At 69.7% G+C, this 13,520-nt stretch carries 14 protein-coding genes; 1 reads left to right on the top strand and 13 read right to left on the bottom strand.

What is annotated here, in order from left to right:
- Positions 1-15 precede the first annotated feature (15 nt).
- The 3 genes from AC1M14_RS12375 to AC1M14_RS12365 form a co-directional block, all read right to left on the bottom strand.
- Positions 16-1,020, bottom strand: a complete 1,005-nt coding sequence (locus AC1M14_RS12375) for an MDR family oxidoreductase (RefSeq protein WP_479731693.1) — start codon at positions 1,018-1,020, stop codon at positions 16-18.
- Between the two features lie 27 nt (positions 1,021-1,047).
- Positions 1,048-2,019, bottom strand: a complete 972-nt coding sequence (locus tag AC1M14_RS12370) for a Bug family tripartite tricarboxylate transporter substrate binding protein (protein WP_102771387.1) — start codon at positions 2,017-2,019, stop codon at positions 1,048-1,050.
- Between the two features lie 64 nt (positions 2,020-2,083).
- Positions 2,084-3,292 carry a CaiB/BaiF CoA transferase family protein gene (locus tag AC1M14_RS12365; protein ID WP_102771388.1) on the bottom strand — a complete coding sequence of 403 codons (1,209 nt, stop codon included), beginning with the start codon at positions 3,290-3,292 and terminating at the stop codon, positions 2,084-2,086.
- A gap of 131 nt (positions 3,293-3,423) precedes the next feature.
- Here AC1M14_RS12365 and AC1M14_RS12360 point away from each other — a divergent pair, with 131 nt between their 5' ends.
- Positions 3,424-4,329, top strand: a complete 906-nt coding sequence (locus tag AC1M14_RS12360; protein ID WP_479731692.1) for a LysR family transcriptional regulator — start codon at positions 3,424-3,426, stop codon at positions 4,327-4,329.
- Positions 4,330-4,344: 15 nt separating this feature from the next.
- On the opposite strand, the gene AC1M14_RS12355 is transcribed toward AC1M14_RS12360, so the two are convergent.
- The 10 genes from AC1M14_RS12355 to AC1M14_RS12310 all read right to left on the bottom strand — a co-directional run bounded on the left by AC1M14_RS12355 (position 4,345) and on the right by AC1M14_RS12310 (position 13,467).
- Positions 4,345-5,352, bottom strand: a complete 1,008-nt coding sequence (locus AC1M14_RS12355; RefSeq protein WP_111825009.1) for an LD-carboxypeptidase — start codon at positions 5,350-5,352, stop codon at positions 4,345-4,347.
- Positions 5,349-5,798 carry a tRNA adenosine(34) deaminase TadA gene (gene tadA, locus AC1M14_RS12350; protein WP_209166435.1) on the bottom strand — a complete coding sequence of 150 codons (450 nt, stop codon included), beginning with the start codon at positions 5,796-5,798 and terminating at the stop codon, positions 5,349-5,351. The genes AC1M14_RS12355 and tadA overlap by 4 nt, the downstream gene beginning before the upstream one ends.
- Positions 5,799-5,850: 52 nt before the next feature.
- Positions 5,851-6,699, bottom strand: coding sequence for an HAD family hydrolase (locus tag AC1M14_RS12345; protein WP_102771391.1), 849 nt, complete (start codon positions 6,697-6,699; stop codon positions 5,851-5,853).
- 76 nt (positions 6,700-6,775) lie between these two features.
- Positions 6,776-7,264 carry a hypothetical protein gene (locus AC1M14_RS12340; RefSeq protein ID WP_246842363.1) on the bottom strand — a complete coding sequence of 163 codons (489 nt, stop codon included), beginning with the start codon at positions 7,262-7,264 and terminating at the stop codon, positions 6,776-6,778.
- Between the two features lie 217 nt (positions 7,265-7,481).
- Positions 7,482-7,823 (bottom strand): monovalent cation/H(+) antiporter subunit G, encoded by a 342-nt coding sequence (mnhG, locus tag AC1M14_RS12335; protein ID WP_102771393.1) that lies wholly within the window; start codon positions 7,821-7,823, stop codon positions 7,482-7,484.
- Entirely contained in the window at positions 7,820-8,101 is a 282-nt protein-coding gene (locus tag AC1M14_RS12330; RefSeq protein ID WP_062682541.1) for a K+/H+ antiporter subunit F, read from the bottom strand. Before AC1M14_RS12330 ends, mnhG begins: the two co-directional genes overlap by 4 nt.
- Positions 8,098-8,580, bottom strand: a complete 483-nt coding sequence (locus tag AC1M14_RS12325) for a Na+/H+ antiporter subunit E (protein ID WP_102771394.1) — start codon at positions 8,578-8,580, stop codon at positions 8,098-8,100. Before AC1M14_RS12325 ends, AC1M14_RS12330 begins: the two co-directional genes overlap by 4 nt.
- Positions 8,580-10,211, bottom strand: a complete 1,632-nt coding sequence (locus AC1M14_RS12320; RefSeq protein ID WP_102771395.1) for a monovalent cation/H+ antiporter subunit D — start codon at positions 10,209-10,211, stop codon at positions 8,580-8,582. Before AC1M14_RS12320 ends, AC1M14_RS12325 begins: the two co-directional genes overlap by 1 nt.
- Complete coding sequence (locus tag AC1M14_RS12315) at positions 10,208-10,552, bottom strand: Na+/H+ antiporter subunit C (protein WP_102771396.1); 345 nt, start codon at positions 10,550-10,552, stop codon at positions 10,208-10,210. The genes AC1M14_RS12320 and AC1M14_RS12315 overlap by 4 nt, the downstream gene beginning before the upstream one ends.
- Complete coding sequence (locus tag AC1M14_RS12310; RefSeq protein WP_102771397.1) at positions 10,552-13,467, bottom strand: monovalent cation/H+ antiporter subunit A; 2,916 nt, start codon at positions 13,465-13,467, stop codon at positions 10,552-10,554. The genes AC1M14_RS12315 and AC1M14_RS12310 overlap by 1 nt, the downstream gene beginning before the upstream one ends.
- Positions 13,468-13,520 lie beyond the last annotated feature (53 nt).

Here is a 13,520-nt window from a genome sequence, read left to right as displayed (position 1 = left end):
CTTCCCCCTTTCCCGTTACCGGCTCACGTCGATCACATACCTGCCCCGGTTGTTGCCCGCCATCATCCGGGCGGCCAGCTGCGGCACCTCGCTCAGGCCGGCCGTCATGGCGATGTCGGCGAACGGCATGTCCGCATAGACCCGGCCCAGCCGCTCCCAGGCCTGGCGGCGCCTGGCCGGCGGGCACATCACCGAATCCACGCCCAGCAGGCGCGCGCCGCGCAGGATGAACGGCATGACGGTGCCCGGCAGGTCGGCCCCGCCGGCCAGCCCGCAGGCCGCAACCGCGCCCCCGTACTCGGTCGCCGCCAGCGTCCTGGCCAGCACCTTGGAGCCCACCGTGTCGACCGCGCCGGCCCAGCGCTGCTTCTCCAGCGGCCGGGGCATCTCCGCCCATTCCGGCCCCGAAACGATTTCGGACGCGCCCAGCGACTTCAGGTACGGATGCACGGCCTCGCGTCCCGGCTGCACCAGTGCGGCGACCCGCCAGCCCAGGCCAGCCAGCAGCGCCACGGCCACGCTGCCCACGCCGCCGGACGCGCCGGTCACCAGCACCGGGCCGGCCGCCGGCGTCAGGCCGGCGGCCTCCAGCTCCATCACGCACAGCATCGCGGTAAGGCCGGCCGTGCCGATCGCCATGGCCTTGAAGCTGTCCAGCCCCGGGGCCAGCGGCACCAGCCATTCCGACCTGACCCGCTGCACCTGCGCGTAGCCGCCCCAGTAGCGCTCGCCCACGCTCCAGCCGGTCAGCACCACCGGCGCGCCGGGCGGATAGTCCGGCGCGGCGGATTCCAGCACGGTGCCGGCCAGGTCGATGCCGGGCACCATGGGATAGTCGCGCACGATCCCGCCCTTGCCCGTGACCGCCATCGCGTCCTTGTAGTTCAGGCTGGAATATTCGACCTTGACCGTCACGTCGCCGGCGGGCAGCTCGGCCAGGCTCAAATCCTGCAGGCTGCACAAGGTACGGCCGTCGTCCTGCGTCAGCAGCAGGGCCTTGAATGGATCGTCATGCTTCATGCGGTTTTCCTCTGTGGTTGATGGTTGCTAATCGACCCGGCTGCCCGACAGCTGCACCAGCTCGCCCCAGGTGCCGTACTCGCGGCGCAGCAGCTGGGTGAAATCCTCGGGCGTGTCGGTGCGCGCGAAGGCGCCGATGGATTTGAGCGACTGGGCCAGCGCCGGCGTGGCGACGGCCTCGCGCAGTTCCTGGTTCATGCGCTGCACGATGGGCCGCGGCGTGCCCTTGGGAAACAGCATGCCCAGCCAGGGATTGGCCTGGAAATCGGGGTAGCCGGCTTCGGCGAAGGTGGGCGTGTCCGGCAACATCGGCAGGCGCTGGCTGGAACCCACGGCCAGGGCTTTCAGGCGCCCGGACTGGATGTGCGGCAGGGTCACCGCCACCGTGTCCAGGCCGATGGCGACGTTGCCGGCGATCATGTCGGTCATCGCCTTGGCGCTGCCCTGGTACGGAATGTGGGTCAGCTGCAATTGCGCCTGGCGCTCCAGCATCACCATGCCCAGGTGCGACAGCGTGCCGTTGCCCGAGGACGAGAAATTCAGCGCGCCGGGATGGCGCTGGGCGTAGCCGCGCAGCCCCGCCACGTCGCTGAACGGCTGCGAGGCGTTGGCCACCAGCACCATCGGCAGGTCGGCCACCAGGCTGACCGGCGCGAAGTCCCGCAGCGTGTCGTAGCCCGTGGATTTGTACAGATGCGGATTGGTCACCAGCGAGGCGGTGGCCGACAGCATCATGGTGTAGCCGTCCGGCGCGGCCTTGGCCAGCGCGGCCAGCGCGATACTGCCGCCCTGCCCCGGCCGGTTCTCGACGATTACCGGCTGGTTCAGTTTTGCCGACAGGCGTTCGGCCAGCAGCCGCGCCACGGCGTCCGTGGCCTGCCCGGGCGGAAAACCCACCAGCAGCTTGACCGGCTTGGCCGGCCATTGGTCGGCGGCCTGGGCCGGCGCCGCGGCGGCCAGGCCGGCCGCCACCATCCATCCTGCTATCCATGCGCGCATTGTCGTCTCCTCCTGATGGCGCCCGGAGCCTGTCGGTAGCGGCCCCGTGGCGATGGAACCCGCGTCAGATCACGCCACGCTCGCGCAACTGCGCCTGCTGTCCGGCGTCGATGCCCAGCGCGCCCAGTACCTCGGCGTTGTGCTGCCCCAGGCTGGGCCCGGCGTGGTGGACCGCGCCCGGGGTGTCGGAAAAGCGCGGCACCACGCTCTGCATGCGCACCGGCCCGAGCTCCTCGTCCTCGACCGCGACGATGCCCTGGCGCGCCGCGATGTGCGGGTCGCTGAAAATGTCCGCGATGTCGTAGATGGGGCTGAAGCCCACCGCGTTGGCGTCCAGCAGCGCGCCCAGCTCTTCGAGCGTGTGGCGCGCGATGGCGGCCGACACCAGGGCGTCGAGCGACTCGCGGTTGCGCACCCGGTCCGGATTGGTGCGATAGCGCGGGTCCTCGGCCACGCCGGTCAGCGCCAGCGCCACGCACAGCCGTTCGAATATGCGCTGGGTCGATGCGGCGATCGAAGCCCAGTGGCCGTCGCGGGTGCGGTAGACGTTGCCGGGCGCCGCGTACTGGCTGCTGTTGCCCAGCCGCCCGCGCACGATGCCGAGCTGGTCGTATTCGATGGGCAGGAAATCCATGACCCGGAACATGGACTCCATCAGCGAACAGTCGATTTCCTGGCCCTGGCCGCGTGGCGCGGTCTTCTCGCGGTACAGGGCCGAGACGATGCCGAGCGCGCCGAACAGGCCGGCCACCGCGTCGGCGATGGGAAAACCCATGTGCAGGGGCCGCCCGTCGGCTTCGCCGCAGATGTTGGTCAGGCCGCTCATGGCCTCGAACACGCGCGCGAACCCGGGCTTGTTGCGGTACGGGCCGGTCTGGCCGAAGCCGGTGACGCGCAGTATGGTCAGCGCCGGGTTGTGGCCGTGCAGCCATTCGCGGCTCATGCCCCAGCCGTCCAGGGTGCCCGGGCGGAAATTCTCCACCAGCACGTCGAAGTCCGGCAGCAGGCGGGCCACGATGTCGCGGCCCTCGGGCGTGCGCAGGTCGACCGAAATGCCTTTCTTGTTGCGGTTGGCGACCTTCCACCACAGCGGCACCCCGTTCTTGTGCGGGGCCAGCGCGCGCAAGGGATCGCCCGGCCCGGGGATCTCGACCTTCAGCACGTCCGCGCCCAGGTCGGCCAGCAGCGTCGCGGCCCAGGGGCCGGCCACCACGGTCGACAGATCCAGAATACGCACACCTTTCAACGGACCCGCACTTTCCTCGAAACTCATCTGCTGACTCCTGGGCGCGGCCTGCCGCGCGGCGTTTGCAAGGGGGTGAGGAAATTCTGTGCTGAAATCGCTCCATCAGGAACGGGCAATTTCGATAAACCAGTTATCTCGAAATCAGATGGGAAGCGGCCATGGATCTGAAGAACCTGCGCATGTTCACGCGCATCGCCGAAGCCGGCAGCCTGACGCGGGCGGCCGCCGCGCTGGGCATCGCGCAATCGGCCCTGAGCCGCCAGTTGTCGGAGCTGGAGCAGGAATTCGGCGGCCGCCTGTTCTTTCGCACCGGGCGCGGCGTGCTGCCGACCGAGCTGGGCGAAAGCCTGATGCCGCGCGCCCAGGCGCTGCTGCTGGAGGCCGACCAGTTGCTGGAGGAAGCCCGGGCCGCGCAGCGCAAGCCGGCCGGGGTGGTCAGCCTGGGGCTGATTCCCTCGCTGTCGCAGCCGCTCATCGGCATGCTGCTGACCTACACGGAGGCGCGCTATCCCGGTATCCGGCTGCGCGTGTTCGAAGGCTATAGCGGTGAAATCGAGGCCTGGCTGGCCAACGGCAAGATCGACATCGGCATCTACAACCGCTATCGCGCCGCCTCCACCCGCATGCACGAAGTGCTATTCGAAACCGAGATGAAAGTGGTGACCGGCGCCGGTTCGGCGCTGGCCGGCAGGCGGGAGTTGCGGCTGGCCGACCTGGCGGCCGCGCCGCTGGCGCTGCCGGTGCGTCCCAACGCCCTGCGCACGGTGCTCGACAGCCTGACGCTGCGCGCCGGCATCGAGCTGAACGTGGTGCTGGAAGCCGATTCGGGCGTGGCCATCAAGGACGCCGTGCGCCGCGCCGGCCTGCACAGCATCCTGCCGGCCCACGCGGTGTCGGCCGAGGTCGAGGCCGGCAGCCTGGTTCCGCTGCGCCTGACCGATCCGTCCATACGCCAGACCGTGCTGATGGACCTGAGCCGCCAGCGCCCGGCCACCGCGGCCACGCGCCTGCTGTACAAGGCCCTGCCCGAGCTGGCGCGGGAGGTGATGGCGGGCGCGCGCTGAACGCGCCGCCCGCGGTCAGTGGGTGTGCTCGTCCAGCACCAGGTGCGCCAGCCCGGCCTCGGTGGCCAGGCCGACTTTCTGCCCGATGGGCAGCGTCGCCTTGGTGGCCACGTGGCCGTACGGCAGCCCGGTCACCACCGGCACCTTGACCGTGCGGCGCAGCCAGGCCACCACCTCGGGCAGGTCGTAGCCCTTGTCGTGGGGCGCCAGCCTGTAGTCGGTGAAGCGGCCCAGCACGATGGCCTTCTGCCGCCCCAGGATGCCCGCCTGGTGCAGCTGGATCAGCATGCGCTCGATGCGGTAGGGATGCTCGGCCACGTCTTCCAGGAACAGGATGCCGCCGCGCACCTTGGGCATGTAGGGCGTGCCCGCCAGCGAGGTCAGCATCGCCAGGTTGCCGCCCCACAGGATGCCGCGGCAGTCCACCGGATCGGCGTCCTGGGTCTCGAAGCTGAGGATCTCCAGTTCGCCGCGCATGATTTCGCCGAACAGCGCTTCGGTCAGGTCGTCGACCTTCTTGCCGCCGAAGTCGGCGACGGCGGTCGCGCCGGTGTAGCTGACCGCGCCGGTCTGCGCCAGCAGGGCGAGGTTGAAGGCGGTGAAGTCGCTCATGCCGACGAAGCGCTTGCCGCTGTCGGCCATGGCCTTCCAGTCGATGGCCGGCAGCAGCCGGCCCACGCCGTAGCCGCCGCGGGTCACCATGACGATGGGCAGCTTCTGCTTGACCGCGCGGGTCAGGCTGGCCAGGCGCTGGGCGTCGGTGCCGGCGAAGCGCTGGTGCTCGGCCAGCGCCGTGCGGTCCAGCGCCGTCTTGAAGCCCTGGGCCTGCAGGCGCTCGCGCGCCAGGTCCACGGTGGCCGGATCGCGCACCGCCGACGAGGGCGAAATCAGGTAGATGCCGCGGGCGTCGGGCCGCGCGTGGAAATGGCCGTGATCGTGGTCGTGGTCGTGGCCGCAGTCCTCGCCGCATTCGTGGTCATGGCCGTGGTCATGGACGGCCTTGGCGGCCTTGCTGGTGCTCATGCAATGGATTCCTTGCTGCGGCGGGCGCGGAAGAAGCGGCGCAGCAGGTCGCCGCAAGGTTCCGCCAGCACGCCGCCGGTGACTGAAGTGTGGTGATTGAGCCTGGCCACCGCGCCCACGTCCAGCACGCTGCCGCAGGCGCCGGTCTTGGGATCGTAGGCGCCGAATACGACCCGCGCCAGGCGCGCGTGCAGCATCGCGCCGATGCACATGACGCAGGGCTCCAGCGTGACGTAGACGGTGATGCCCGGCAGCCGGTAGTTTTCCAGCGCCTGGGCGGCGGCGCGCAGCGCCACGATCTCGGCGTGGGCGGTGGGATCGTGGTCGATGATGGTGCGGTTGTAGCCGCGGCCCAGGATCTCGCCCTGCGCCGAGACCACCAGCGCGCCCACCGGCACCTCGCCGATGTCGTAGGCGGCCTGGGCCTGTTCCAGCGCCAGCGTCATGAAAGCGGCGTCCTGCGCCGTCCAGGGCGGCGGGGCCGCCAGGGCCTGCGCTTCAACCACGGTACACCCGGGACTTCAGCGCAATGCGGCCGGCCAGGCTGGTGACGGCCTCTTCCAGCCACTGGTACAGCTCGGCCTGTTCGTCGTAGCGCGCCTGGTTCAGGTTGGACACCCGGCCTTCTTCGATGAAGCCCCAGGCGCGGCTGCGCTTGTCGCGGTGCTTGGGGTCCCAGACGCCGAAGGCGAAGCCGCCGGCGCGGCGGATCAGCGAAAAGCACGGAATGTCGGTGTAGCCGTCGCCGACGAACACCATCTGATCGAACGGCACGCGCAGGCGGTCCTCGGGAACCTTACGGTTGACCTCGAAGGGCTTGCCGCGGAAATCGCGGCCGATGATGCCTTTCTGGATGTGGAACAGGTAGCGCGTCTTGTCGGTGAAGCTGACGATGCGGCGCGGAAACATGATGCCGCCGTCTTCGCCGTAGACGAACTCGGACGCCCAGATCTCGGTGAATTCGTGCGCGATGGGGGTGGAACGGACCACGTCGCCGATGCCGCTGGAGATCAGGTAGAACTCCAGCTGCACCTGCGGCTGCTCGGCCCGCACGGCGGCGCGCAGCCGCTGGAACAGCGTGGGCACGCCGTCGTGCAGTTCGAGGCGCGCGCCCCAGTCTTTCAGGCGCTGCTGCGTGATCGGCCCGTACCTGCCGGACTGCGACAGGCGGATCATCTGGTACAGGTAGGCGGGCACCGGGTCCCAGTCCTGCTGCGACAGCAGGGGGTCGACGTCTTCCTTCCAGAAGGACGCCGTGTCCACCCCGATGCTGTCCAGGAAACCGGACGTGCTGTCCGAGGCCAGCGTGTCGTCGAAGTCGAAAATCAGGGCGATGACGTCGGACATGTATGTGCGTGAAAAAGGGCGACAGCCGCCATTTTGCCTGAATGTGGCGGCGGCCGCGCCCCTTGCCCTGCCCTTCCTACTGGCGGATGGGCGCGCTCATGGTGCCCGAGCCGCCGGCCGGCGCCGGGGCCATGCCGGGCGCGCCGGTCGAGGGCGCCGCCGAATCGGCCGGCACCTGGATCACCGTCTCGCGCAGCACGCCACCGCCCTGCACGCTGCCGCGCACGTTCGTGGGCGAGGTCATCTGGGTCACGCAATCCTGGCGCGACGCCTCCGGCAGGCGGTTGCAGCGGTCGATCATGTTCTGCTGGTACTGGTCGGGACTGGCTTCCCGGAGGTTCTGGCGCGCCGCTTCCTGGCGGGCCGCGCCGGCCTCGCGCATGCACGCGGCCGGGTCCTGGCCGGTGGCGCCGCTCTTGCACGCCGCGATGTCCTGCTGGTATTGGGATTGGCCTTTGCCGCGTCCGGTCGCATCCGCCGCGTGGACCGCTCCCGCGGCCAGCATCAGGCCTGCCGCGCAAAGGGTCGCCGCGAGGCGTTTGGTGTGCATGGGTCGTGTATTCATGGCCAGCTCCTTCAATAGCGATTGCACCAGAGCGGCGCGGCCTGCGGACCGGCGCCGCTCGCTCGGGACCCGCTCGCGCGAGGCGCGCGGGCCTTTGCTCCACTATCCCACGATGACGCGCCGGCGAGGTGTCCAGCAACGTGAAATCGTAAGATTACGTATCAATAATGCGCCGCAACATGCAATCCAGGACCACGCGTCTGCTAACGCGCGTCCGCTAACGCGCGTCCCTCTCCGCATCGGCGGGATTGATGCGGTTGCGGTAGGTCGCCGCGCGCATCAGCAGCATCGCGGTGACGGGCGAAGACACGATCAGCAGCAAGGTGATGACCACCTCGTGGAAAACCGGACGGGCCGACAGCGCCGAAAACACCAGGATGGACGCCAGCAGCACGCAGCCGCAGCCCATGGTGTTGCCCAGCGTGGGCGCGTGGATGCGGGCGTAGAAGGTGCGGAAACGCAGCAGGCCGGCCGAGCCGGTCAGGGCCAGCAGGCCGCCCAGCACCAGCAGGATGCTGGCGGGAATGCCGGCCCACAGCGGGATCTGGTCTGCGATCATGGCTCGATCACCTCCCCGCGCAGCAGGAAGCGCGCCATCGCGGTCGAACCGACGAAGCCGAACAGCGCGATCAGCAGCGCGATGTCGAAATACACCGACGTGCCGGAACGGATGCCGAACACCAGCATGGTCAGCATGCCGTTGATGTACAGGGTGTCCAGGGCCAGCACGCGGTCCTGGGCGGTCGGTCCGCGCAGCAGGCGGACGGTGGCGCAGACCATGCCCAGCGCGAAGCACAGCAGGGCGAAGGACGCGGCCCAATAAAGCACGGTATTCATTCGAAAATCTCCATCAGCGGGCGCTCATAGCGCTCCTGCACCAGCTTGATCCAGTCGCCCTCGTGCTGCAGGTCCAGCACGTGCAGCTTCAGGCGGTGGTCGTCGGTCAGTTCGACCCAGACGGTGCCGGGGGTGTAGGTGACGATGCAGGCCAGCATCGCCAGGCCATGCGGGTCGCGCATGGTCAGCGGGATCATGATGAACCCGGGCGAAAAATCGTTGGGGCCGGGATTCAGGATCAGCCTGGCCACGGCCACGTTGGAACGGATGATGTCGGCCGTGACGTGCAGGAACAGCGGCACCGCCTTCCACAGCCGGCGCGGGCGCGCGCGCAGCGGACGCAGGCGCGACGCGGCCCAGGTGAACCACAGCGCCAGCGCCAGGCCCAGGGCGACCTGGCCGGCCGATACGCTCTGGTTGAGCACCAGCCACAGCACGAACAGGAAGGTCGGCAGGAACAGGAAATAGAGGCGGCGCATCAGCTTCCCCCCTTGAGGCTGCGCACGGTCTGCGCCGACATGACGGCCTCGATGTACGACTTGGGCTGGTCCAGCGAGCGGGCCGCGTCGTCCAGATAGGCCGACACCGGCCCCGCGCCGGCGGCCAGGCCCACGCAGAGCAGCAGCAGCACGGCCACCGGGCCGGCCTCGATCACCCGCAGCCGCGGCGTGCTGCGGTCGTCGCTGGCCCAGAACACGCGGATGCCGGTGCGGCCCAGGCCGATCAGGCCGGCCAGGCCCGACACCAGCACCGCGGCCACCAGTATCCAGGCGTCCATGGGCAGCGCCGACTCGTTGGCCGCCGACACCGCCGCCGACAGCAGCGACAGCTTGGCCACGAAGCCCGACAGCGGCGGCAGGCCGGTAACCAGCAGCGCGCAGGAAATGAAGGCCAGCCCCAGAAAGGCCATGGCCGCCGGAATCGCCACCCCGACCACGTCGTCGGAGCGGTTGACCGAGGTCGGATCGTCCAGGTCGAAGGCGTCCAGCGTCACCGCCAGCACGTTCGCGCCGAAGCTGCGGGTGCGCTCGATCAGTTCGGCCAGCATGAAGAACGCGCCCGTGGTCAGCACCGAGCTGATCAGGTAGAACAGCGCCGGGCCGGTCAGCGTCACGCCCGGCATGCCCAGCGCGGTCAGCAGCGTGCCGGCCGACACGATCACGCAATAGCCCACCATCTTCTCGAGCTGCTGGGTGGCCAGCAGGCCCAGGCCGCCGAACAGCAGCGTGGCCAGGCCCGCGGCGAACATCCAGTCCAGGCTGAACGCCGCCGGCGCGCCCGACGGCAGCAGCAGCGAGCCGATGCGCAGCAGCGCGTAAATGCCCACCTTGGTCATGATGGAGAACATGGCCGCGATCGGCGCGCCGGCCGAGCCGTAGCCCTTGACCAGCCAGAAGTTCAGCGGCCAGGCGCCCGCCTTGACCAGGAAGGCCACGCCCAGGATGGCCGCGCCCGCCTCGAACAGCATGCGTTCGGCGCCCGCCAGGTGGCCGGCGCGCTGCGCCAGGTCGGCCAGGTTCAGCGTGCCGGTGACGCCGTAGATCAGCGCGATGCTGATCAGCAGCAGGAACGAGGCCACCAGGTTGACCGCGATGTACTGCAGGCCGGCGCTGACCCGCGCCACGCCCGAGCCGTGCAGCAGCAGGCCGTAGGAAGCGGCCAGCAGCACCTCGAAGAACACAAACAGGTTGAACAGGTCGCCGGTCAGGAAGGCGCCGTTGAGACCCATCAGCAGGAACTGGAACAGCGAGTGGAAATGCACCCCGGCGCGGTCCCAGCGGGCCAGCGCGTACACCAGCGAGGCCAGCCCCAGCACCGCGGTCAGCGTCAGCATCACCGCGGCGAGCCGGTCGACCACCAGCACGATGCCGAAGGGCGCGGGCCAGTCGCCCACCAGGTAGACCCCTACCCCGTCGGGCCACACGCCCGGCACGGCGCCGCCGGCCACGGCAAGCAGCGCGATCGCGGCGGCCAGCTGGGCCAGCGTGGACAGCGCGGCGATGGCGCCGCGCGTATAGCGGCGGGTGTCCGCCAGAAGCAGCATGCCCGCGCCGGCGAGCAGCGGGATGATGATGGGCAGTACGGGCAGATGTTGCAGCCAGAAATTCAAGATTGCGACTCCCGTCCATCCACGTGGTCGGTGCCCGTCAGGCCGCGCGAGGCCAGCAGCACGACCAGGAACAAGGCGGTGGTGGCGAAGCCGATGACGATGGCGGTCAGCACCAGGGCCTGCGGCAGCGGATCCGCGTACCAGGAGGCGTCATGGGCCGCGGCCGGGTCCACCACCGGCGGGCGGCCCGAGGCCAGCCTGCCCATGCCGAAGATGAACAGGTTCACCGCGTAGGAAACCAGCGACAGGCCCATGATGAACTGGAACGTCCGCGGCCGCAGCAGCAGCCAGACGCCCGAGCCAGCCAGGACGCCGATCGCGAGGGCGTAGATCAATTCCATCAGGCTTCTCCGGTTTGAGCGGCGGCCGCCTGGAGCTCGGCGGCGGCCTTGCGTTGCGCGCGCAGCGATTGGTGGGCCAGCGCCACCAGCACCAGCACGGTGGCCCCCACGACCAGCATGTACACGCCCAGGTCGAACAGCAGCACGCTGGACAGGTGCACGTGGCCGACCAGCGGCAGCGCGATGTCCCACGACAGCGCGGCCAGGAACGGCTTGTAGACCAGCCAGGCGGCCATCGCGGCCGAGCCGGCGAACAACAGGCCCATGCCGATCCAGTTCTGCGGATTCAGGCGGCTGCGCGACTCCACCCAGTACACGCCGCCGACCATGTATTGCAGGATCACGGCGGTGGCGAAGATCAGGCCGCCGACGAAACCGCCTCCCGGCTCGTTGTGCCCGCGCAGCAGGAAATACACCGAGATCAGCGCGGCCGTGGGCAGCAGCAGGCGCACCAGCACCGTGGGCACCATCATCGAGCCGGCCGGCAGCAGCGACTTGATGTCGGGCGCGGCCGGCACGCCGCCGTCCTGGTCGATCTGCTGGCGCGGCAGGTCCGCGCTTTCGGCGGCCGGACGGAAGCGGCGCAGCAGCGCGTAGACGGTCAGCGCCACGATGCCCAGCACCGTGATCTCGCCGAAGGTATCGAAGCCGCGGAAGTCCACCAGGATCACGTTGACCACATTGGTTCCGCCGCCGTCGGGCAGCGCGTGGTCCACGAAGAACGAGGAAATCGTCTCGCCCTGCGGGCGTGTGAGCACCGCGTAGGCCAAAGCCGACATGCCGGCGCCGGCGGCCACCGCCAGCAGCAGGTCGCGCAGGCGGCGTCCGCGCGCCTGCAGCGTGGCCTTGAGGCTTTCATCGTCGTCCTGGGCGATGCGCCGCGGCAGCCAGCGCAGGCCCAGCAACAGCAGCACCACGGTCACCACCTCGACCGACAGCTGCGTCAACGCCAGGTCGGGCGCCGAGAACCAGACGAAGGTCAGACAGGTGATCAGCCCCGCCCCGCCGGCCAGCGCCAGCGAGGCCAGGCGGTGGTACTTGGCCTGGTAGGCCGCCGCCAGGGCGCAGACCCCGCCCACCAGCCACAGCAGCGCGAACGACGGATCGACCGGGGTCAGGCGCCCCGCCCCGTTGAGCCAGCCGCCGGCGCGCAGCGGCAGCCAGGCGACAAACAGCGTGCCCAGCACGATGAGCAGCATCTGCACCTGCAGCCGCGACGAGGACAGCCAGCGCAGCAGCCAGGCCGCGGCCACGCTGGAGCCGTCCAGGAGCGCCTCGAAGGTGCGGCGGCCGTCCAGGCGGTAGATGAAAGGCACGCGGCCGGGATTGGCCCGCTGGTGCGCGCGCAGCGCCAGGTACAGCAGCACCCCGGCCGTGGTGGCCACCAGGCTCATGAGCAGCGGCAGGTTCAGGCCGTGCCAGACGGCCAGGCTGTACTCGGGCATGTCCTGCCCCAGGATGCTGTGCGCGGCCGTGGCCAGGAACGGGCCGACCGTCAGGCCGGGCACCACGCCCACCAGCAGGCACATGAACACCAGCAGCGCGCTGGGGAACAGCATCCAGCGCGGCGGCTCGTGCGGCGCGCGCGGCAGGTCGGTGGCCGGCGGGCCGAAGAACACCTGCAGGATGAAGCGCAGCGAATACGCCACGCTGAACGCGCCGGCCACGGTCGCCAGCAGCGGCAGGCCGATCTGGATGAGATCGTCGCCGCTGACGAACGTGGTCTCGGCGAAGAACATTTCCTTGGACAGGAAGCCGTTGAGCAGCGGCACCCCCGCCATCGAGGCGGCCGCCACCGTGGCCAGCGTGGCGGTGATGGGCATGGCCTTGTACAGGCCGGACAGGCGGCCGAGGTCGCGGGTGCCGGTTTCGTGGTCCACCATGCCCGCGGCCATGAAAAGCGAGGCCTTGAAGGTGGCGTGGTTGATCATGTGGAAGATGGCCGCCACCAGCGCCAACGTGCTGTTCAGGCCCAGCAGCAGCGTGATCAGCCCCAGGTGGCTGATGGTGGAATAGGCCAGCACCCCTTTCATGTCCTGCTGGAAGATGGCGGCGTAGGCGCCCAGCACCAGCGTCACCAGGCCCGCTCCGCCGATGATCCAGAACCATTCGTCGGTGCCCGACAGCACCGGCCAGAAGCGCGCCAGCAGGAACACGCCCGCCTTGACCATGGTGGCCGAGTGCAGGTAGGCCGACACCGGCGTGGGCGCGGCCATCGCGTTGGGCAGCCAGAACTGGAACGGGAACTGCGCGCTCTTGGTCAGGGCGCCCAGCGCCACCAGGATCAGCACCGCCGGATACCAGGGATCGGCGCGCACCAGGTCGCCGGCGGCCAGCACGCGGTCCAGGTCGTAGCTGCCGACGATATGGCCCAGGATGAGGACGCCGGCCAGCAGGCACAGCCCGCCGGCGCCGGTGACGGTCAGCGCCATGCGGGCGCCGCGCCGCGCGTCGAGCCGGTGGTGCCAGTAGGCGATCAGCATGAAGGACGCCAGGCTGGTCATTTCCCAGAACATCACCAGCTGGATCAGGTTGCCCGACAGCACCACGCCGAGCATGGCCGCCATGAACGCCTGGAAGAACGAGAAAAAGCGCGGCACGGGGTCTTCGGGCGACATGTAGTAGCGCGCGTACAGCACCACCAGCGCGCCCATGCCCGAGACGATCAGGGCGAACAGCCAGGCGTAGCCGTCCATGCGCAGCGTGAACTGCAGGCCCAGCGCGGGCGCCCAGGGCATGTCGACCCGGACCACCCCGCCGCCGGCGACTTCCGGGTACAGGCTGGCGACCAGAACCACGCAGACCAGGGCGATGAGGCCCGCCAGCCACGCCTCGGCGTTGCGGGCGTTGGAAGGCAGCAGCGCGGCGCACAGGCTGCCGGCGAACGGCAGAGCGAGGATCAGGATCAGCGACATGGCGTTCCGAGAATGTCCGGGCCCCCTCCCGCCGGCGCAAAGGCAGCGAAAGA

It is taken from the genome of Achromobacter sp. SX5, assembly GCF_056711425.1.
Note: the sequence above shows the minus strand (reverse complement) of the source record. Positions and strands in the feature narration are given on the sequence as shown.